This window comes from Streptomyces sp. SD15 (genome assembly GCF_054462255.1).
On the sequence record NZ_JBTLMO010000007.1, the window covers coordinates 13405 to 33170 of the forward strand.

The window sequence follows — 19766 nt, forward strand, 5'->3', positions numbered from 1 at the left end:
GGAACCAGGTACAGACAACCAGGTACGCCGAAGACAACCCTGGAGTTGCTGCGAGGTCTCGAGGGGAGGGCGAATGGAGACCGAGTCGGAGCCCTATGTCCGTCTTGCGACCCTGCGGCAGCTGCATCAGGTGATGGCGGACATGAACACCGCGCGGAGCCTGGCGGACACGCTGCAGACCGTTGCCGACGGCGTCGTCACGGGCCTCGGCTACGAGCTGGCATGTGTCAACCTCGTGCGCCCGGACGGCGACCTCGTGGTCGCCGCCCTCGCCGGAAACTCCGCCGCCGAAGCACTCATCACCGGCCGCGTCGGCTCCCGCACCTCCTGGGACCGGCGGCTCAACATGGGCGAGGCCTGGGGCGACCTCAGGTTCATACCGCACACCGAGGGCTGGGTCCTCGACGACGACGACGTACCGCAGTGGTACACCGAGGGGCCCGCACCCCGGTTCGAGGACGAGTGGCACCCCTCCGACCGCCTCTTCGCCCCGATGTACACCCCGGGCGTCGCCGGCGTCGGCACCGGCGAGCTGATCGGCGTCCTGTCCGTGGACCGGCCGCGCAACGGCCGACGGCCGGGCGCGTGGGGGCGCGAGGCGCTCCAGATGTACGCCTTCCAGGCCGCCATCGCGATCAGCAACGCGCGTCTACGTGCGAACATGCAGCGCGCCCTGGTCCGCCTCGAGCGCGAGCAGCAGGCCCTGCGCGCCAGCGAGGAGTCCTTCCGGCAGGCCTTCGAATACGCGCCGAGCGGCATGGCGATCGCGGAGATGGGCGGCGATCAGCACGGCCGCATCCTGCGCACGAACGACGCCCTGTGCCGTCTCCTGGGCCGCCCCGCCTCCGCGATGCGCCGCTACGCCTTCTCCGACCTCGTCCACCCCGAGGACATCGGCACACTGCTGCGGACCTCGGCGGAGGGCGGGCGCGCGGAGCTGAGACTCTGCCGCCGCGACAACACGTACGTCTGGGTGTCGCTGCGCAACTCCGTCGTCGCGGACGCCGCCGACGGCCCGCGCTTCCTGCTCACGCACGTCGAGGACATCGAGGAGCGCAAGCGCCGCGAGCTCCAGCTCGCCCACCGCGCCTCGCACGACTCGCTCACCGGCCTGCCGAACTCCGCCGAGCTGCGCTCCCGTCTCGGTTCCCGCCTCTGCCAGCGCCCGCAGGCGGCGCTTCCCGGCGCGGTCGAGTCGCTGGACGCGGCGTACGGACACGGGCCGTACGCGGACCGGGCGGCCGAGCACGGCGGACAGGTCGGATACGACGGGCATGCCGGCGGGAACGATCACGTCAGCGGGAACGGCCACGGCTTCGGCTTCGGGCCCGGCTCCGAGGCGTACGACGCCTTCGACCACCATGTGCACACGGTCGCGCCCGAGGGGGAGACGGACGACGGCGCCAAGGGGCTCGCGGTGCTCTTCTGCGACCTCGACGGCTTCAAGTCGATCAACGACCGGTTCGGGCACAACGCGGGCGACGCCGTGCTCATCGAGGTCGCCAGGCGCCTGACGAACGGCGTCCGGGACGGCGACACGGTCGCCCGGCTCGGCGGTGACGAGTTCGTGGTGCTCGCCGACGGGCTCGGCAGAGCGGACGCGGCGGACCTCGCCGTACGGCTGCGGAACGCGATCATCCCGCCCATCCGCGTGGACGGCCGGGCCGTCCGGGTGGGCGCCAGCTTCGGCATCGGCTGGGCACAGTGCGGCATGACCGCGGACGAGGTGCTCAAATCCGCCGACGAACGTATGTACGTCGAGAAACGGTCTCGTCCCAAACAGCATCGGCGTGCCGGATAAGTCGCAGGTCAGTGGGTTGGTGTGGTGAAGGCCCCCCGTTTGGCCCCCTCGGAGCGGGTAGGCTCGACATTCATCCATGTACCGCGTTTGAACCGCACCTGTTGAGGAGACCAAGGGATGACGCCCGGCAACAACGGCGCGAGCACGCCCGAGGACGACGACCCGTTCGGCTATCTCTACGCCGACGGTCAGGCCAACGGCGCCACCCCGCCCAGCGGAGGCGGCGGCTATGGCTACCCCGGCTCGGTCAACCGGGTGCGGGCGGTCGGCGAACGCCAGTACGGCGGCCAGCAGGCCCCCCAAGGCCAGCAGGCCCCGACCGCGCAGTACGGCCAGGTGCCGCAGCAGCAGGCGTACGGCCAGCAGCCCGGCTACGGGCAGCCGAACGCGAACTACGCGGCGCCCGAGACGATGCCCGGCGGCGCGCCCACCACCCGGCACGCGCCCGTGGGCAATGGCAGGGGCCGTGGGCCGAACACCAAGGGTCTGCTGATCGGTGCGATCGCCGTGGTCGCCGCCGTCGTCATCGGCATCGGCGTCGCCATGATGAACGGCGACTCGGGCGACGACACCACCGGCAACGAAGCGGGCTCCAGCCCGACCGCATCCGCCAGCGCCTCGCCCAGCGAGTCCGCGTCCCAGGGCACCGCGTCTCCGAAGGAGCTGCCGAAGGCGGACGCGAAGGTGCTGAATCTGGGCACCGGCGTCACGACGGCTTCGGACGTCGCGGGCGCGAGCGCCGACGGCGGAGTCTACGTGACGGGCCTGAACGCCACGGGCGCCTCGGTCACCTGGACCGTCAACGGCATTCCCAAGGACGGTACGTACACCCTGTTCGCGCGCTACAGCACGGCCGGTGACGACCAGCAGATGACGCTCACCATCAACGGCAAGACGTTCGGCAGCAAGCTGAGCATGGAGAACTACGCGAAGGCCGCAGACGGTGACTTCGCGAAGGGTTGGACGACGACCTACGCTTGGCCCAGCCTCACCAAGGGCACCAACACCATCTCCATCTCCTGCGGGGACGGCGACAAGTGCAACGTCCTTCTCGACCAGCTGTCGCTGAAGGAAGGCCAGGTCAAGAAGTAGCCGGCGGCGACGGCGGTCACGCCGCCGTCGCGTCCGCCGTCACCGCGATCTGGTCCACCAGCGTCTCGTAGGCCGCCCGGTCGAACTCGCCCGCCACCGGCGCCATGACGGTCGCAGCGGACAGGGCGACCGCGCGGGCCAGGCGCTCCGGCCAGGGCAGGTGCTCCACCAGGCCCGACAGCAGGCCCGCGACCGCCGAGTCGCCCGCGCCGGTCGGATTGCCGTGCACGCGCCGGGGCGGGGCGGCCCGCCACAGGCCCTCCGCGGTGTGGGCGAGCAGACCCTGAGCGCCCAGCGAGGCCACGACGGAGTGCGCGCCGCGCCTGCGGGCGTCCCTCGTCGCCTGCAACGGCTCGTGGGAGCCGGTGAGTTCGGCCAGTTCCTCGGCGTTCGGCTTGACCAGGTCGGGGCGGGCGGCGACCCCGCGGCGCAGCGGTTCGCCACTGGTGTCGAGGAGGACCGGGACGGCCGCCGCGCGGGCGGTGCGCACCAGTCCGGCGTACGCGCCCACCGGCACCCCCGGTGGCAGGCTGCCGCACAGGGCCACCGCCGAGGCGGAGCGCAGCAGATCCTCGTACGCCTCCTGGAAGGCGCCCCACTCCGTGGGGGCTATCTCCGGGCCGGGTTCGTTGAGTTGAGTCGTGTCACCGGTCGTCGTGTCGACCACCGCGATCGTACGGCGGGTCGATCCGGTGACGGGGACGAGCGCGTCCACCACGCCCGGTGTGCCCGTGAGGTGGTCCTGGACGGCGCGGCCCGTCGCGCCGCCGGTGAAGCCCGTGACCGTCACCTCGTGACCGAGGGCCGCGAGCACCCGGGCCACGTTCAGGCCCTTGCCGCCGGGGCGTTCGGTCACCTCGGTCACCCGGTGCGAGGTGTGCGGGCGCAGGGCGCGTACGCGATACGTGATGTCGAGAGCGGTGTTCAGCGTGACCGTGAGGATCACTGGGGCCGACCTCCCTCGCACTTCGACTCGTTGTTTCCGGAGGCCCGATCATGCCAAAGACAACGGCGGTCGGCCCAGTCCCCCGGGCCAACCGCCGTACGTCACGCGCTCGCCAACGAGTGGGCGAATCACCCCAGTTGTGGGTCAACCACCCATTCGCCCCGCCGCATCACGCCCTTGAGCGCGAAGTCGGTGTCCAGGATCACCAGGTCGGCGTCCTTGCCCGGCTCCAGGGAGCCCACCCTGTCGTACCGGCCCAGCAGGCGGGCCGGGTTGGCGGACAGGGCCGCGACGACGTCCTCGACCGGCAGCCGGTCGACCGTCACCGCCCGCTGGAAGGCCCGGTCCAGCGTGAGCGTGGAGCCCGCGATCGAGCCGCCCTCCACCAGCCGCGCCACACCGTCGCTGACCTCGACCTCCAGCGGGCCGAGCAGATAGCGGCCGTCGCCGAAGCCGGCCGCGTCCATGGCGTCGGTGATGAACGCCACCCGGTCCGCGCCCGCATGATGGAACGCCAGCTGGAGGGCGGCGGGGTGCAGATGCGTGCCGTCGTTGATCAGCTCGACGGTGATCCGGTCGTCCTCCAGGAGGGCGGCGATCGGGCCGGGGGCGCGGTGTCCGAGCGTGGGCATCGCGTTGAACAGATGCGTCGCCACGGTCGCGCCCGCGTCGATCGCCTCCCGCGTCTGCTCGTACGTCGCGTCCGTGTGCCCGATCGCCGCGATCACCCCGTGCTCGGCCAGCAGGCGTACGGAGTCGATGCCGCCGGGCAGTTCGGTGGCGAGCGTGACCATCGTGGCCCGGCCGCGTGCCGCGTCGATCAGCTTGCGGACCTCCGCCGGGTCCGGGTCGCGCAGCAGCTCCTCGGAGTGCGCGCCCTTGCGACACGGCGAGATGAACGGGCCCTCGAAGTGGATCCCGGCGATGTCGCCCTGCTCGGCCAGCTCGCTCAGCAGCCCGGCGCGCTGGGCCAGCCCGTCCATGTCACCGGTCACGGTCGAGGCGACGAGGGTGGTGGTGCCGTGCAGCCGGTGGGTGTGGATGCCCTTCAGGACCTCGTCGACGGTCCCGGAGGTGAAGGACGCGCCGCCGCCGCCGTGGTTGTGCAGATCGACGAAGCCGGGGACCAGCCAGTGGTTTCGTACGTCGATGACCTGGGCGTTCTCGGGAGCGGTGGCGGCGATCCGCGCACCCTCGACGATCACTCGGCCGCCGTCCACGATCCCCGTGGGCAGCACCACCCGGGCACCGGCGAGAACCTTGCTAGTGGCCATCAAGTGGTTACCTCCGAGGGGTGATCGGTCGTGGTCAGGAGATCCCAGGCCAGCAGCCCGGCGCCGAGACATCCGGCGGTGTCGCCGAGGGCTGCCGGGACGATCGACGGCAGCTTCTGGAAAGTGATGCGCCGCCGGACGGCGTCCCGCAGCGGCGTGAACAAGGTTTCCCCGGCCTCGGCCAGGCCGCCGCCGATGATCAGGGTGCGCGGATCCAGCAGGGTGAGCGCGGTGACGAGCCCGTCGGCGAGCGCGTCGACGGCGTCCCGCCAGACGTCCTGTGCGCGGGGGTCCCCGGACTCGACCGCCTCCGCGCAGTCCGCCCCGTCCGCGGCCGGATCCCCGGACACCCGGGCCCAGGCCTCGCTGACGGCCGCCGCGGACGCGTACCGCTCCAGGCAGCCGTGCTGCTCGCACGGACACGGGGTGCCTCCGGGGCGTACGACGATGTGGCCGATCTCGCCCGCGAAGCCGTGCGCGCCCGCCTCGACGCCGCCGTCGATGCCGATCGCGCCCGCGATGCCGGTGCCGAGGGCGATGAAAAGGAAGCGGTCGGCGCCCTGCCCCGCGCCGACCCGGCCTTCCGCCAGTCCGCCGGTGCGCACGTCGTGCCCGAGCGCCACCGGTACCCCGCCCAGCCGGTCGCCCAGCAGTCGGCGCATCGGGACGTCGCGCCAGCCGAGGTTGGCGGAGTACACCGCGATGCCGCGGCCGGCGTCGACGATGCCGGGGACGGCGACTCCGGCCGCCGCCGCGGGCTCGCCGAGGTGCAGCTCGCCGTACCCGCGCAGCTCGGCCGCGAAGTCGAGGATCGCGTCGACCACGGCGTCGGGACCGCGCTCTCGGCCGGTGGCGCGGCGGGCCTGGTGGAGCAGCTCGCCCCCGGCCCCGACCAAGGCGGCCTTCATCCCGGTGCCGCCCACATCGAGGGCGATGACATGTCTCACGGGGGACAGTCTCGCCCCTTACCCCAGGAGAGGTCTAGTCCACTCGGGTGGTGTAGACCTTGCATCCGCATGCCGAGACAGATGCAACGGGTGCGGAAGCAAAGAGTGTGAAGCCAATGTGGAGTCAATGTGCAGGGGTTGGGAGAAAGAGCAGTGCAGCGGCGTAGGACAGGACTGATCGCGGTGGCGTCCGCCTTGGGTATGACGGCGGCCCTCGCGGGCTGCGGCGGATCCGGCGATTCCGGGGACGTGACTCTCAAGCTCGTGGCCGCCGACTACGGCGACTCCAAGGCCAACAGCTCCCAGAAGTACTGGGACGAACTGGTCAAGGAGTACGAGGCCGACCACCCGGGGGTCAAGGTCGAGGTCAGCGTCTACTCCTGGACCGACGTCGACCGCAAGGTCAAGGAGATGGTCGCGGCGGGCAAGGCCCCCGACATGGCGCAGATCGGCGCGTACGCCGACTACGCGGCCAAGGGCCAGCTCTACAGGGTCGACGACGTGCTCTCCATACCCGTCCAGGCCGACTTCATGTCGCAGCTCACCGAGGCCGGGCAGATGAACCGGGTGCAGTACGGCATGCCGTTCGCCGCCTCCACGCGGCTGCTCTTCTACAACAAGAAGCTCTTCTCGCAGGCCGGCCTCACCCCGCCGCAGAGCTGGAGCGAGCTCGCCGCCGACGCCGAAACGCTCAAGGCCGAGGGCGTCGAGATCCCGTACGCGCTGCCCTTGGGGCCCGAGGAGGCGCAGGCGGAGACCATGCAGTGGCTGCTGAGCGGCGGCGACGGCTACACCGACGACGTCGGCACCTACAGCCTCGACTCCGACCGGAACGTCAGCACCCTCACCTGGATCAAGGACGAACTGGTCGACAAGGGCCTCACCGGACCCGTCGCGCCTGCGAAGCTCAATCGCGCCGCCGCGTTCGCCGCGTTCACGCGCGGCGAGGTCGGGATGCTGAACGGGCACCCCACGCTGATGAAGACGGCCGCCGAGAAGGGCGTGAAGTTCGGCATGGTGCCGATGCCCGGCGCCAACGGCAGTACCGGCGCCACGCTGGGTGTCGCCGACTGGATGATGGCCTTCAAGAAGAACGGCCACGGTGAGCAGATCGGCGACTTCCTCGACTTCGTCTACTCCGAGAAGAACGTGCTCGCCTTCTCCCACGAGTACGACCTGCTGCCGGTCACCAATTCGGCGTCCGAGGCCATGGCCGCCGACGAGGACGACAAGGACTTGGCCCCGTTCCTCGAAGAGCTCCCCTCCTCCCAGTTCTACCCGGTCGGCAAGACCTCCTGGGCGTCCGTCAGCGCCGACATCAAGAATCAGATCGGCAAGGCGGTCTCCTCGGGCGGCAGTCCGTCCAGCGTCCTCGGCAGCCTTCAGCGCGCGGCGACGATCCGGGACGCCTCGGAGTAGCACTGTCGGTGGCGGCAGTTACGGTGCTGTCCATGGACGAGCTGAGCGCGCGGGAGCAGGGGATCCTGGCCCTGGAGCGCCGGGGCTTTGCCGGCCCCGGTGCCAAGGAGCGGGCGATACGGGAGCAGCTGGGGCTGGCTCCCGTGCGCTACTACCAGCTGCTCAACGCCCTCCTCGACGATCCGCGGGCCCTCGTCCATGATCCGGTGACGGTGAATCGGCTGCGGCGGGTGCGGGAGGCCCGGCGGGGCGAGCGGTGACGGGTGCCGCAGCCGAGGGGTTTTCGCCCCCGCCGCCCCTACCCGTCCCATCTCTGGGGGCTGCCGCCCCCAGACCCCCGCTTCGGCCTGGACGGCCTCGTCCTCAAACTCCCCCAAGCTCTCGGCTTCGCTCGAGAGCTTGGGGGAGGGTAGGGGCGGCGGGGGCGGACCACGTATGGCTCGATGAGCCGTGGGTGCGCCTGCCCTCGGCCGGATAAGGTCGCCGTATGGGCAGCCATTCGGAACCCCCGGAAGTCACGGACTCCTCCACGGACTCATTGCCGATGCCTACGCCGGCGACGGCCGCCGGGCGTGACGGTCTCGACGCCATTCTCGCGCGGCCCGACCGCGCAGTGATCGCCCTCGACTTCGACGGAACGCTCGCCCCGATCGTCCCCGACCCGGAGCAGGCCCGCGCCCACCCCGACGCGGTCCCCGCCCTCGCGGCCCTCGCCCCGAAGGTCGCCTCCGTCGCCGTCGTCACCGGCCGCCCGGCCGGCGTCGCGGTCCGCCACGGCGGCTTCGCGGGCGTGCCGGGGCTGGAGCACCTCGTCGTCCTCGGCCATTACGGCGCCGAACGCTGGGACGCGGTGAGCAGCACCGTCAACGCCCCCGCCCCACACCCCGGCGTCTCCGCCGTCCGCGCCGAGCTGCCCGGGTTCCTGGACCGGATCGGCGCCTGGCAGGGCACCTGGATCGAGGAGAAGGGGCGCGCGGTCGCCGTCCACACGCGCCGCGCGACGGATCCGCAGGCCGCGTTCGAGGCCCTGCGCGAGCCGCTCACCGACCTCGCCACCCGACACGGCCTGATCGTCGAACCCGGTCGGATGGTCCTCGAACTCCGTCCCCCGGGCATGGACAAGGGCGTCGCCCTCTTGGAGTACGTCCGCGAGGTCGGCGCCGAAGCCGTCCTCTACGCCGGCGACGACCTCGGCGATCTCCCCGCCTTCGCCGCCGTCGACAAACTCCGCTCCGACGGCGTCCCGGGCCTCCTGGTATGCAGCGGCAGCTCCGAGGTCGCCGAGCTGGCAGACCGAGCGGACCTGGTGGTCGACGGCCCGGCAGGAGTCGTACGCCTACTCAGCGCACTGGCGACAAGGCTGGAGTGACAAGCCCCCACCGGCCCGCACCCGACAGCCGGCCCTCTCAGCCCTCCAACTCCCGCAACTGCTCAAGAAACCACTGCGCCGGAGGCAACGCCGTAGCCGCGGCGGCAAGCCGTTTCGTGCGCTCGGCCCGCTCCTCCGCCGACATCGTCAGCGCCGCGTGCAGCGCGGCCGCCGTGCCGACCACGTCGTACGGGTTCACCCCGATCGCGTCCTCGCCCAGCTCCTCGTACGCCCCCGCCTCCCGGGACAGCACCAGCACGCACCCCTCGTCGGAGACGACCGGCATCTCCTTGGCGACGAGGTTCATGCCGTCCCGGATGGGGTTGACGAGGGCGACGTCGGCCAGCCGGTACGCGGCCAGGGAGCGGGCGAAGTCATCCTTGACGTGGAGCACGACGGGGGTCCAGTCCGGTGTTCCGTACCGGGAGTTGATCTCGGTCGCCAGACGCTGCACCTCGGCCGTGTAGTCCCGGTACACGGCGAGATCCTGGCGGGACGGGTATGCGAAGGCCACGTGGACGACGCGCTCGCGCCAGGTCGGCTGGTCGTCGAGCAGCTGTCGGTACGCCAGCAGGCCCCGCACGATGTTCTTCGACAGCTCGGTCCGGTCGACCCGCACGATCGTCTTCCGGCCCGCCCCGATCTGCTCACGCAGCGTGACCATCCGTTCGGCGACGTCCGCCTCGTGCGACCGCTTCCGCAGGAAGTCCGCGTCCGCGCCGAGCCCGTGCACGCCGATCCGGGTGTCACCGAGGCCGCCGACGAGCTCGGTGGCGCACGCCGTGAACGCGTCCGCCCAGCGGTGCGTCAGGAAGCCCAGCCGGTCCGCGCCGAGCATGCCGCGCAGCACCTGCTCGGCGATGTCGTCGGGCAGCATCCGGAAGTAGTCGACCGGCGCCCAGGGGGTGTGGGAGAAATGGCCGATCCGCAGGTCGGGGCGGAGTTCGCGGAGCATTCCGGGGACGAGGGTCAGGTGGTAGTCCTGTACGACCACCACGGCCCCGTCGACCGCCGCGTCGGCCAGCGCCTCGGCGAACGCCCGGTTGTACGCCTCGTACGCCGCCCACTGGCGCCGGAACTCCACGTCGAAGACCGGCTCCAGCGGCGTCTGGTAGAGCATGTGGTGGACGAACCACAGCACGGAGTTCGCGATGCCGTTGTACGCGTCCGCGTGCACGCCGGCGTCGATGTCCAGCATCCGCACACCGACCTCGCCGATCCCACGCCGGACCGCCTCGCGGTCGCCGTCGCCGAGCGCGGAGCACACCCACAGGGCGCCCGCGTCCGGCCCGATCGCCGACAGGCCCGAGACCAGCCCGCCCCCGCCGCGCCGGGCGTGGAGCGAGCCGTCCTCTCGCACCTCGTACGAGACCGGGCCGCGGTTGGAGGCGACGAGGATTCGATGGGTGCCGTGCGTTGAGGCCATGCCACCAAACCTAGCCCGGCACGGAAACGCTCAAACGTTCCTTTTGGCCGTATGCGATCTGCGGGGCGGTGCCCAAGGGGGCGCTTTTACGCGGCCCGCCTTTTTACGTACTCGGAGATTTCCGCCATCGGAGGCCTTTCCTCCGTGTCCACCGAGTGCGTGCGCGGCTCGAAACCGTCCTCGCCCCGTTCGAACTGGGTGAGGGCCGGTCGGATGAGGTGTCCGCGGGCCAGCCGGAGCTGTGCCGTGCGGTAGATCGCGGCGGACATGCGGCCCAGCGCCTGCCCGTCCTGGTGCCGGTGCTTGCGCACTCCCACGTCGACCTGGGCGAGCGCGTCCAGGCCCACCAGGTGCAGTGCGTCGATGAGCATGCCCAGCTCGACGCCGTACCCGACGGGGAAGGGGAGCTGTTCGAGGAGGGAGCGGCGGGCCGCGTACTCCCCGCCGAGCGGCTGGACGAAGCCGGCCAGTTGCGGCCAGTGCATGTTGAGCAGGGGGCGGGCCATGAGTTCCGTGACGCGGCCGCCCTGACCGGCGGCGGAGCCCAGCGGTCTGTCGTACATCGCCTTGACGAGGTCCACGCCGGGCTCGGTGAGCAGCGGCCCCACGATCCCGGAGACGAAGTCCGACGAGAACTCCTTCAGATCGGCGTCGATGAAGCAGACGATGTCCCCGCTGGTCACCAGGAGTGACCGCCAGAGGACCTCGCCCTTGCCGGGCGCGGTCGGGATGCGCGGCAGGATCTCGTCCCGGTGCACGACTCGCGCGCCCGCCGCGGCGGCCACCTCCGAGGTGCGATCCGTCGAGCCCGAGTCGATGACGACGATCTCGTCGACGAGGGGCACCTGCTGCATCAGGTCGTGGCGGATGACGGCGACGATCTCGCCGACCGTCTCCTCCTCGTTGAGCGCGGGCAGTACGACACTGACCGTCGACCCTGTGGTGCGTTTCGCGGCCATGAGCTGGTGGAGCGGGCGATCGGTTACGGACCAGGAGCGTGTGCTCAGCCAGCGCTCGACTTCCTTCAGCACAGTCTGCGGCTCCTCACTGTCTGATCACCCGGTGTCTCACGGTGTGATCCATCTCGCGGTTCGGACGACTATCTCAACTGTCCTGGCCTTCGGTTACAGTCTTGAACAACGCGGATGACCATCGCATTGCGTAGATCGTCCGCACACAACCGAATACCGCTCATCCAGAGGGGCAGAGGGATACGGCCCGTTGAAGCCCCGGCAACCCTCCAGCCGGTCTCGTACGACCACCGACTACGTCGTCGTCGCGAGGCTCCCGGCTCGGGAAGGTGCCAAATCCGTCTCACGGCGAAGTGCGTCGTGAGGAAGATGAGGAGAAAGGGCCTCGCCTCCATGGCTGCGCAGACCGTCGCAAGCACCACCGCAAGCGCCACCGAAAGCACTACGAACAGCGTAGACGGTGTCGATCTCGGACCCGCCGCCGCGCTTTCCTGCCGCGAGTGCGGTCACCGTGTGCCGCTCGGCCCGGTTTTCGCCTGCGAGGAGTGTTTCGGCCCGCTCGAGATCGCGTACGACTTCTCGGCCTACGACACCGAGGAGCTCCGCAAGCGCATCGAAGCGGGCCCCGCGAACATCTGGCGCTACGCGCCGCTGCTGCCCGTCCCCGCGGACGTCGCCGAGAAGCCGAACATCAACCCGGGCTGGACCAAGCTCGTCAAGGCCGACAACCTGGCCCGCGAGTTGGGCGTCGACCCCGGCAAGCTCTTCGTCAAGGACGACTCCGGCAACCCGACGCACTCCTTCAAGGACCGCGTCGTCGCCCAGGCCATCGAGGCCGCCCGCGCGTTCCACTTCACCACTCTCTCCTGCTCCTCCACCGGCAACCTCGCCGGTGCGGTGGGCGCCGCCGCCGCCCGGGCCGGCTTCCGCTCCTGCGTGTTCATCCCGCACGACCTGGAGCAGGGCAAGGTCGTCATGGCCGCGATCTACGGCGGTGAGCTCGTCGGCATCGAGGGCAACTACGACGACGTGAACCGTTTCTGCTCCGAGCTGATCGGCGACCCGGCCGGCGAGGGCTGGGGCTTCGTCAACGTCAACCTGCGGCCGTACTACGCGGAGGGGTCGAAGACGCTCGCGTACGAGATCTGCGAGCAGCTCGGCTGGCAGCTCCCCGACCAGCTGGTGATCCCCATCGCCTCCGGGTCGCAGCTGACGAAGATCGACAAGGGCTTGCAGGAGCTGATCAAGCTCGGGCTGGTCGCGGACAAGCCGTACAAGATCTTCGGTGCGCAGGCCGAGGGCTGCTCGCCGGTGTCCGTCGCCTACAAGGCCGGCCACGACGTCGTACGCCCGCAGAAGCCCCACACCATCGCCAAGTCGCTCGCCATCGGCAACCCGGCCGACGGGCCGTACGTGCTCGACATCGCGCGACGGACGGGCGGGGCCGTGGAGGACGTCAACGACGAGCAGGTCGTCGACGCGATCAAGCTGCTGGCCCGGACCGAGGGCATCTTCGCGGAGACCGCCGGTGGAGTGACGGTGGGTGTGGCGAAGAAGCTGATCGAGAACGGTCTTCTCGACCCGACGCTGACGACCGTCGTCCTCAACACCGGGGACGGGCTCAAGACGCTGGACGCGGTGGCGGGGACGGGGTTGACGGCGACCATTCGTCCCAGCCTGGAGTCGTTCCGTGAGGCTGGGCTCGCGTAAGGCTCCGCCAGGAGGGTTCTTTTCGCGCTGCGGGCCGTGAGGGCTGGTCGCGCCCACGCGGCGGAGCCGCACATGTCACCGCCCCGCGCCCCTTACGAGGCGCTGTACTCGACCGGAGGTCATCACCCATGAGCGTCAACGTCCGCATCCCCACCATCCTGCGCACCTACACCGACGGCAAAGCCGAGGTGAAGGCCGAGGGTGGGACCCTCGGCGAGGTCATCGCGGATCTGGAGAAGAACCACACGGGCATCTCCGCACGCGTGCTGGACGACCAGGGCAAGCTGCGCCGGTTCGTCAACGTGTACGTGAACGACGACGACGTCCGTTTCGAGCAGGGCCTGGAGACGGCGACGCCGGACGGCGCGGGCGTCTCGATCATCCCGGCGGTCGCCGGAGGCTGATCGCCGGCCCGGATCGTTACCCTCGGTAACTCCGAACACGCAGAGTTCATCGAATTGCCCCCTCCGTGAGAGAAACGGAGGGGGCAATTCTGTATGGTTGAGCGCGGTACAGTTGGGGAAGCCGCTTCGCTTTCCATGCCGGATGCATATGAGCTTCAGTGATTTCCCGGCCGGTGCCCGATAAGAAGTAGCCAAAGTGCCCCACCTCTTTGAGCCGTTTATGGCATTTATGGGGCCCGACTTGCCCTGAATCCTTGCTAATTCTCCGCATATTTCCGATCAGGCGCGCCCGGAATTCTCGTCCGATTGACCTGTTGCAGAGGGCAGTTGGACAGATACATTCAGCCGCGGTCGACGCGTTCCGGCGCACACCCCCAACCGTTGGGGGGTGAGGTCTGACCCGGGCCCGCGAAGTGCGGTCCTGTGCAAGGGCCAGTAATAGGGGAGTTAGGCATGGCTCAGGGCACCGTCAAGTGGTTCAACGCGGAGAAGGGGTACGGCTTCATCGCGGTCGACGGTGGTGCGGATGTTTTCGTCCACTACAGCGCGATTCAGATGGACGGCTACCGCACCCTGGAAGAGGGTCAGCGGGTCGATTTCGAGATCTCGCAGGGCCAGAAAGGGCCGCAGGCGGACATGGTCCGACTGGCGGCCACCGGCTGAAGCACGCGCCGACTGACTGTTCGACGTGACGAAGGGCCCGCATCCCCACCAGGGGGTGCGGGCCCTTCGGTCTGTCCGTCTGCCTGCCCCTCTGCCCGTCCGGCCGGCCGACCGTGCACACCCCCGTGTTCACCTGCGGATCGGTCGGAGCCGCTTGCACTCGGCAGGGGCGAGTGCTAATCATTGGCGTTAGCACTCTGAAGGTGAGAGTGACAACGAGGACCGGGTGGGTGAGGCCCGCAGGCCAAGTGGGGCAAGGAACCACGAGGTATGCAGGCCGTCCGTCGCGGGCGCCAGCGCGGTCCGGAGCAATCCACCCCAGTCCGGGAGGACCACTTCACATGGCCAAGATCATCGCGTTCAACGAGGAGGCGCGGCGAGGCCTCGAGCGCGGCATGAACCAGCTCGCGGACGCCGTCAAGGTCACCCTTGGCCCCAAGGGCCGCAACGTCGTCCTCGAGAAGAAGTGGGGCGCCCCCACGATCACCAACGATGGTGTTTCCATCGCCAAGGAGATCGAGCTCGAGGACCCGTACGAGAAGATCGGCGCCGAGCTGGTCAAGGAAGTCGCCAAGAAGACGGACGACGTCGCCGGTGACGGTACGACCACCGCGACCGTTCTCGCGCAGGCGCTGGTCCGCGAGGGCCTGCGCAACGTAGCCGCGGGTGCCAACCCGATGGCCCTCAAGCGCGGTATCGAGAAGGCCGTCGAGGCCGTCTCCGGTGCCCTGCTCGAGCAGGCCAAGGATGTCGAGACCAAGGAGCAGATCGCTTCCACGGCCTCCATCTCCGCCGCCGACACCCAGATCGGCGAGCTCATCGCCGAGGCGATGGACAAGGTCGGCAAGGAAGGCGTCATCACCGTCGAGGAGTCCCAGACCTTCGGTCTGGAGCTGGAGCTCACCGAGGGTATGCGCTTCGACAAGGGCTACATCTCGGCGTACTTCGCCACCGACATGGAGCGTATGGAGGCCGTCCTCGACGACCCGTACATCCTGATTGCCAACTCGAAGATCGCCAACGTCAAGGACCTGCTCCCGCTCCTCGAGAAGGTCATGCAGTCGGGTAAGCCGCTGCTGATCATCGCCGAGGACGTCGAGGGCGAGGCTCTGTCGACGCTGGTCGTCAACAAGATCCGTGGCACCTTCAAGTCCGTCGCCGTCAAGGCCCCGGGCTTCGGTGACCGCCGCAAGGCCATGCTCGGCGACATCGCCATCCTCACGGGCGGCGAGGTCATCTCCGAGGAGGTCGGCCTCAAGCTGGAGAACGCGGGTCTGGACCTGCTGGGCCGCGCCCGCAAGGTTGTCATCACCAAGGACGAGACCACGATCGTCGACGGCTCCGGCTCCGCCGACCAGGTCGCCGGTCGCGTCAACCAGATCCGTGCCGAGATCGAGAACTCGGACTCGGACTACGACCGCGAGAAGCTCCAGGAGCGCCTGGCGAAGCTGGCCGGCGGCGTGGCCGTCATCAAGGCCGGTGCCGCCACCGAGGTCGAGCTCAAGGAGCGCAAGCACCGCATCGAGGACGCCGTTCGCAACGCGAAGGCGGCCGTCGAGGAGGGCATCGTCGCCGGTGGTGGCGTGGCCCTCATCCAGGCTTCCTCGGTCTTCGAGAAGCTGGAGCTGACGGGTGACGAGGCGACCGGTGCCAACGCCGTGAAGCTCGCGCTGGAGGCCCCGCTCAAGCAGATCGCCGTCAACGGTGGTCTCGAGGGTGGCGTCATCGTCGAGAAGGTGCGCAACCTGCCCGTCGGCCACGGCCTGAACGCCGCGACCGGTGAGTACGTCGACATGATCGCCGAAGGCATCATCGACCCGGCGAAGGTCACGCGCTCTGCCCTGCAGAACGCCGCGTCCATCGCCGCGCTGTTCCTCACCACCGAGGCCGTCATCGCCGACAAGCCGGAGAAGGCCGCCGCGGCCGCTCCGGGCGGCATGCCGGGCGGTGACATGGACTTCTGATCCCTTCCGGATCAGCTCTGTCCTTACGTTTCGAGGGCGGCATCCCCACTCCAGGGGGTGCCGCCCTCGGGCGTGTCCGGGGTCACAGAAGGAGGTGGAGAGCGGCGGAATGTCATGGCCGACGGGTCGGTTGTCGTTGTAAGTGCAGTTAATGCACGTGCACGTACCTGTGCGCGATTGCGCCAGTTCGATGTCCACCCGACCTCTCCGAGGAGCCCCCACGTGACGCTCGACGCCTCCGTCTCCCGTGCCGCCGAGATACTGTCCCGCCCTGTCTCGCTGAACGGCCTGACCGTCCCGAACCGGATCGCGATGGCGCCGATGACCAGGCAGTTCTCGCCGGGCGGCGTCCCCGGCGAGGACGTGGTCGGGTACTACGCCCGCCGCGCCGCCGCGGGCGTCGGCCTCATCGTCACCGAAGGCACGTACGTCGGCCACGACTCGGCCGGGCAGAGCGACAGGATCCCGCGCTTCCACGGCGCGGAGCAGCTCGCGGGCTGGACGAAGGTCGCCGACGCCGTGCACGCGGCGGGCGGCACGATCGTGCCGCAGCTGTGGCACATCGGCATGGTGCGCGAGGCGGGCCAGCCGCCGTTCGCGGACGCGCCCGCGGTCGGCCCCTCGGGCATCCGCCTCGACGGCACGTCCGGTGCGGGCAAGGCGATGACCCAGTCCGACCTGGACGATGTCATCGCCGCGTTCGCCGAGGCCGCGGCCACCGCCGAGCGCATCGGCTTCGACGGGGTCGAACTGCACGGCGCGCACGGCTACTTGATCGACCAGTTCCTGTGGTCGGGCACCAACCGGCGCACGGACGCGTACGGTGGTGACCCGGTCGCCCGTACGAAGTTCGGCGCCGAGATCGTCGCCGCGGTACGTGACTCGGTCTCGGCCGACTTCCCCATCCTCTTCCGCTACTCGCAGTGGAAGTCCGACAACTACGACGCCCGGCTCGCGGAGACCCCCGAGGAGCTGGAGGCCATCCTGACCCCGCTCGCCGCGGCCGGCGTGGACGCCTTCCACGCCTCCACCCGCCGTTACTGGCAGCCGGAGTTCGACGGCTCGGACCTGAACCTGGCGGGCTGGACGAAGAAGCTGACGGGCAAGGCCACCGTCACCGTCGGCTCGGTCGGCCTCGACGGCGACTTCATCAAGGCCTTCCAGGGCGAGGGCGCCCCGGCGGCGGCCCTCGACAACCTCCTGGACCGTATGGAGCGCGACGAGTTCGACCTCGTCGCCGTGGGCCGCGCCCTGCTCCAGGACCCGGAGTGGGCGGCGAAGGTGCTGGACGGACGGTTCGGTGAGCTGGGGGCGTACGACCCGAAGGCGCTGAGCACGCTCAGCTGAGTGGGTGGGGCGCTCCCTTTCGGGGGCGCCCCGTGCGTTGTGCCGTGGCTCAGTCCGCGTAGTCCTTGAGCTTCTCGGTTTCCAGGGTGATGTTCACGGGGGCGGGGAGCTCGACCACGGCTCCGAACGGGTACGAGGGCCGCTGCTGGTACGTCCCGTTCCTCAGGTCGTTGTGCACCACGAGGGTGTCGATGTCCCGGTCGATGAGCAGGTAGATCGGGATGCCTGCCTCCGCATAACCGCGGACCTTGTCGATGCGGTCGCGTCGGTCGGTGTCACGGTCGCGGGAGGTGACTTCGACGACCATGAGGACGCCCTCCGGAGCGGCCCAGTCGCCGTCCTGCGCAATGAAGTGGTCCAACGGCGCCAACGCGCCGTCCGCATTGGCGTGCCCTTTGCGATAGGTGCCGATCTTGAGGCCTTGCTCGGGATACAGGGCCAGCTCGGGCCGCAGTTGCATGAACAGCCGAATGAGCCACATGACGATGGCCCTGTGACGATTGTCCGGCAACGGCTTGACCTCTAGCTTTCCGTCGATGAGTTCGAGCTTGACGCCCTCAGGGGCCCTGCGGGCGAGTTCCTCGAAGTCCTCGACCTCGATGTGGTCGCCCTTGACGTACAGCCGCCCATCGAGGAATTCGAGCTGCACGTTCGTCGGGGCCTTGCCGGCCAGCTCTTCGAAGTCCTCCTGGGACATCTGCGGGCGCCTGGTGCCAAAGGTCATGGTGGGCTCGCCTCCTTCCCACCATGGTGCCCCGGCTGTGTGCTTCCGGACCGTTGGAGCGGTCATATGTGGTGTTGCCTTTCTCGTCGCTGGTCGGCCACCCGGTCAGGGCGTGGTGCTCCGCACCACGTAGTTCTTGAGCCGCTCGGTGTTCAGAGCGACGTTCACCGGGGAGGGGAGCTTCACCGTCGTTCCCCAGGGGTGGGAGAAAGCCTGCTGGTAGCGGCCGTCCTTCGGCTCGCTGAAGACGGTGAGGGTGTTGTCGTCGCGGGTGATGAGGAGGCAGACGGGGATGCCGACGGCTGCATAGCCAGCGCGTTTGGCGTCGTGGTCCCGGTGGTCCTTGCCCGAGGCGTGGAAGATGATCTCCACGACCGCCGAGACGCGGTCCGGGCGCGCCCAGTGGCGGCGCCCCAGACGTTGGTCTCTCCGCACGAACATGGCATCGGGCAGATATCGGCCTTGCATCGAGGCTTCCGCACACAGCCCGGCGTACGGATACAGGTCCCACATCCTGTCTTTCGAGGCGAACTGCCTCAGCAGCGACACCAGGATTTCGCTGTGGTTGCCGTCCGACGGCGGTTTCACCTCCACCTTCCCTCGGATGAACTCCAGCCAGACGGTTTCGGGTGCCCCGCGGGCCAGGTCTTCGAAGTCATCGAGTGGCATTTGGGGAACGCGTGGCTGGGTCATGTACGGCTTCCTTGTCTGCGATTGGTCATTGCGGCACGGATGTCGGCCGCGTGGGTGCGGACTGCTGAGGACGCCAGAGGCGTGGCGGGGCGGGAGGGTCCGGGCTCGCCCCGGCAGGGGCCGCAGACGCCGCCCGGCAGGGCCTCGGGACGGCCCGGGACTCCGCACTTCGCGCACTCCAGTACGCGGAGGGGTGGGCGTGGGGTGTCTCGCACGGGTTCAGGTGGGAGCTTCGTCGTCAGGCGGTTGCGGATGAGGGCGGCCGGGCTGTGGACGGGGGTCGGGAGGCCTCCGGTCAGGGACTGGAGTACCTGTTCGTCGGTGGCGCCTCTCGCGAACCACTCCGTGAGCAGGGGCGCGAGTTCCGCGCAGTCCCTCTCGGACAGGGAGAGGGCAGGAGTTGTGCGGCCCAGCGCCGCCAGCAGGATGTGGGCGCGGGAGCGGGTGGGCCTGGGCGGGGGCTCCGGCGACTCCTGCGGTACGGCGCCCCGCGTGAACGCCGCCCACCAGTCGTCGTCCCGTGCCGTCCGGGTGAACCACGTTCGAGTGATCCAGCGTTGACTTCCCGACTCGGCCAGGTGTTCGCGGCCCCGGCGTAAGTGGCCCGCACTGGTGAGGTTGTTGAGGGCCGTACGCAGAGCGCACTGGCCGTACGGGAGCTCCTTGGCCAGCGTTTTCACGGAGATGTCGGCGCCGTCGGGGAGGCGGTCGATGTACGCGGCGATCGCTGCTTCGCGGGGCGGGAAGTGCGCGAAGTCGTGGTTGGTGCGGGGGAGTTGGTCCGGTGCGCTGCGTTTTCCGTATCCCGGATTGGCCATCGGGTGGGGGAGGACGTGCGCAGGGCGGGGCGTAGCACTAAAGTTGGCTTCAGCCATGGGATCGAGGCTCGATTCGATCTCGTAGGTCAAACCCCCGCAGGTGCTCCAACACCTAGCGGGGGTTGTTCGTTATGCGGGCACGCTAGGCCCTTGTGACTGTCCGTGGCAAGTCGGTTGCGTCAAGTCAACACGCGGGGT

General features: G+C 69.6%; 18 protein-coding genes and 1 riboswitch. Of the genes, 10 read left to right on the top strand and 8 right to left on the bottom strand.

The window, feature by feature from the left end; translation table 11 throughout:
• The first annotated feature begins 73 nt into the window (after positions 1 to 73).
• Positions 74 to 1801, top strand: a complete 1728-nt coding sequence (gene cdgB, locus ACX28W_RS09060; protein WP_458998244.1) for a diguanylate cyclase CdgB — start codon at positions 74 to 76, stop codon at positions 1799 to 1801.
• A 117-nt stretch (positions 1802 to 1918) separates the two neighbouring features.
• Entirely contained in the window at positions 1919 to 2893 is a 975-nt protein-coding gene (locus ACX28W_RS09065) for a carbohydrate-binding protein (protein ID WP_458998245.1), read from the top strand.
• 16 nt (positions 2894 to 2909) lie between these two features.
• Here ACX28W_RS09065 and ACX28W_RS09070 read toward each other — a convergent pair whose 3' ends face one another.
• From ACX28W_RS09070 to ACX28W_RS09080, 3 genes are all read right to left on the bottom strand, one after another.
• Complete coding sequence (locus tag ACX28W_RS09070) at positions 2910 to 3839, bottom strand: 1-phosphofructokinase family hexose kinase (protein ID WP_458998246.1); 930 nt, start codon at positions 3837 to 3839, stop codon at positions 2910 to 2912.
• Positions 3840 to 3967: 128 nt separating this feature from the next.
• On the bottom strand, positions 3968 to 5113 hold the full coding sequence (gene nagA / locus ACX28W_RS09075) for an N-acetylglucosamine-6-phosphate deacetylase (protein WP_458998247.1): 1146 nt from the start codon (positions 5111 to 5113) through the stop codon (positions 3968 to 3970).
• Positions 5113 to 6060 (bottom strand): ROK family protein, encoded by a 948-nt coding sequence (locus tag ACX28W_RS09080; RefSeq protein WP_458998248.1) that lies wholly within the window; start codon positions 6058 to 6060, stop codon positions 5113 to 5115. The genes nagA and ACX28W_RS09080 overlap by 1 nt, the downstream gene beginning before the upstream one ends.
• Positions 6061 to 6213: 153 nt before the next feature.
• Here ACX28W_RS09080 and ACX28W_RS09085 point away from each other — a divergent pair, with 153 nt between their 5' ends.
• The 3 genes from ACX28W_RS09085 (at position 6214) to otsB (ending at position 8848) form a co-directional block, all read left to right on the top strand.
• Entirely contained in the window at positions 6214 to 7479 is a 1266-nt protein-coding gene (locus ACX28W_RS09085; protein WP_458998249.1) for an ABC transporter substrate-binding protein, read from the top strand.
• 32 nt (positions 7480 to 7511) lie between these two features.
• Positions 7512 to 7739 (top strand): DUF3263 domain-containing protein, encoded by a 228-nt coding sequence (locus ACX28W_RS09090; protein ID WP_458998250.1) that lies wholly within the window; start codon positions 7512 to 7514, stop codon positions 7737 to 7739.
• 284 nt (positions 7740 to 8023) lie between these two features.
• A complete protein-coding gene (gene otsB / locus ACX28W_RS09095) occupies positions 8024 to 8848 on the top strand; it encodes a trehalose-phosphatase (protein WP_458998251.1) in 825 nt (274 codons plus the stop codon).
• Between the two features lie 37 nt (positions 8849 to 8885).
• Here the strand turns inward: otsB and ACX28W_RS09100 are convergent, their stop codons facing one another.
• Together ACX28W_RS09100 and ACX28W_RS09105 are read right to left on the bottom strand one after the other, a co-directional pair.
• Positions 8886 to 10274, bottom strand: a complete 1389-nt coding sequence (locus ACX28W_RS09100; RefSeq protein WP_458998252.1) for an alpha,alpha-trehalose-phosphate synthase (UDP-forming) — start codon at positions 10272 to 10274, stop codon at positions 8886 to 8888.
• 86 nt (positions 10275 to 10360) lie between these two features.
• Positions 10361 to 11305 (bottom strand): glucosyl-3-phosphoglycerate synthase, encoded by a 945-nt coding sequence (locus tag ACX28W_RS09105; protein WP_458998253.1) that lies wholly within the window; start codon positions 11303 to 11305, stop codon positions 10361 to 10363.
• A 157-nt stretch (positions 11306 to 11462) separates the two neighbouring features.
• Positions 11463 to 11621, top strand: a riboswitch (SAM riboswitch).
• Positions 11622 to 11638: 17 nt separating this feature from the next.
• Here ACX28W_RS09105 and thrC point away from each other — a divergent pair.
• From thrC to ACX28W_RS09130, 5 genes are all read left to right on the top strand, one after another.
• On the top strand, positions 11639 to 12955 hold the full coding sequence (thrC, locus tag ACX28W_RS09110) for a threonine synthase (protein ID WP_458998254.1): 1317 nt from the start codon (positions 11639 to 11641) through the stop codon (positions 12953 to 12955).
• A 128-nt stretch (positions 12956 to 13083) separates the two neighbouring features.
• A complete protein-coding gene (locus ACX28W_RS09115; protein ID WP_458998255.1) occupies positions 13084 to 13359 on the top strand; it encodes a MoaD/ThiS family protein in 276 nt (91 codons plus the stop codon).
• A 453-nt stretch (positions 13360 to 13812) separates the two neighbouring features.
• The gene (locus ACX28W_RS09120) at positions 13813 to 14022 is read left to right on the top strand and encodes a cold-shock protein (RefSeq protein ID WP_362067144.1); all 210 of its coding nucleotides are present in this window, start codon (positions 13813 to 13815) and stop codon (positions 14020 to 14022) included.
• Between the two features lie 341 nt (positions 14023 to 14363).
• Positions 14364 to 15986 (top strand): chaperonin GroEL, encoded by a 1623-nt coding sequence (gene groL / locus ACX28W_RS09125; RefSeq protein WP_458998256.1) that lies wholly within the window; start codon positions 14364 to 14366, stop codon positions 15984 to 15986.
• A 222-nt stretch (positions 15987 to 16208) separates the two neighbouring features.
• Positions 16209 to 17333, top strand: a complete 1125-nt coding sequence (locus ACX28W_RS09130) for an NADH:flavin oxidoreductase (RefSeq protein ID WP_458998257.1) — start codon at positions 16209 to 16211, stop codon at positions 17331 to 17333.
• Positions 17334 to 17382: 49 nt separating this feature from the next.
• Here the strand turns inward: ACX28W_RS09130 and ACX28W_RS09135 are convergent, their stop codons facing one another.
• The 3 genes from ACX28W_RS09135 to ACX28W_RS09145 form a co-directional block, all read right to left on the bottom strand.
• Positions 17383 to 18057, bottom strand: a complete 675-nt coding sequence (locus tag ACX28W_RS09135; RefSeq protein WP_458998258.1) for a Uma2 family endonuclease — start codon at positions 18055 to 18057, stop codon at positions 17383 to 17385.
• A 105-nt stretch (positions 18058 to 18162) separates the two neighbouring features.
• Entirely contained in the window at positions 18163 to 18750 is a 588-nt protein-coding gene (locus tag ACX28W_RS09140; protein WP_458998259.1) for a Uma2 family endonuclease, read from the bottom strand.
• Positions 18747 to 19625, bottom strand: coding sequence for a hypothetical protein (locus ACX28W_RS09145; RefSeq protein WP_458998260.1), 879 nt, complete (start codon positions 19623 to 19625; stop codon positions 18747 to 18749). Before ACX28W_RS09145 ends, ACX28W_RS09140 begins: the two co-directional genes overlap by 4 nt.
• Positions 19626 to 19766: the final 141 nt, after the last annotated feature.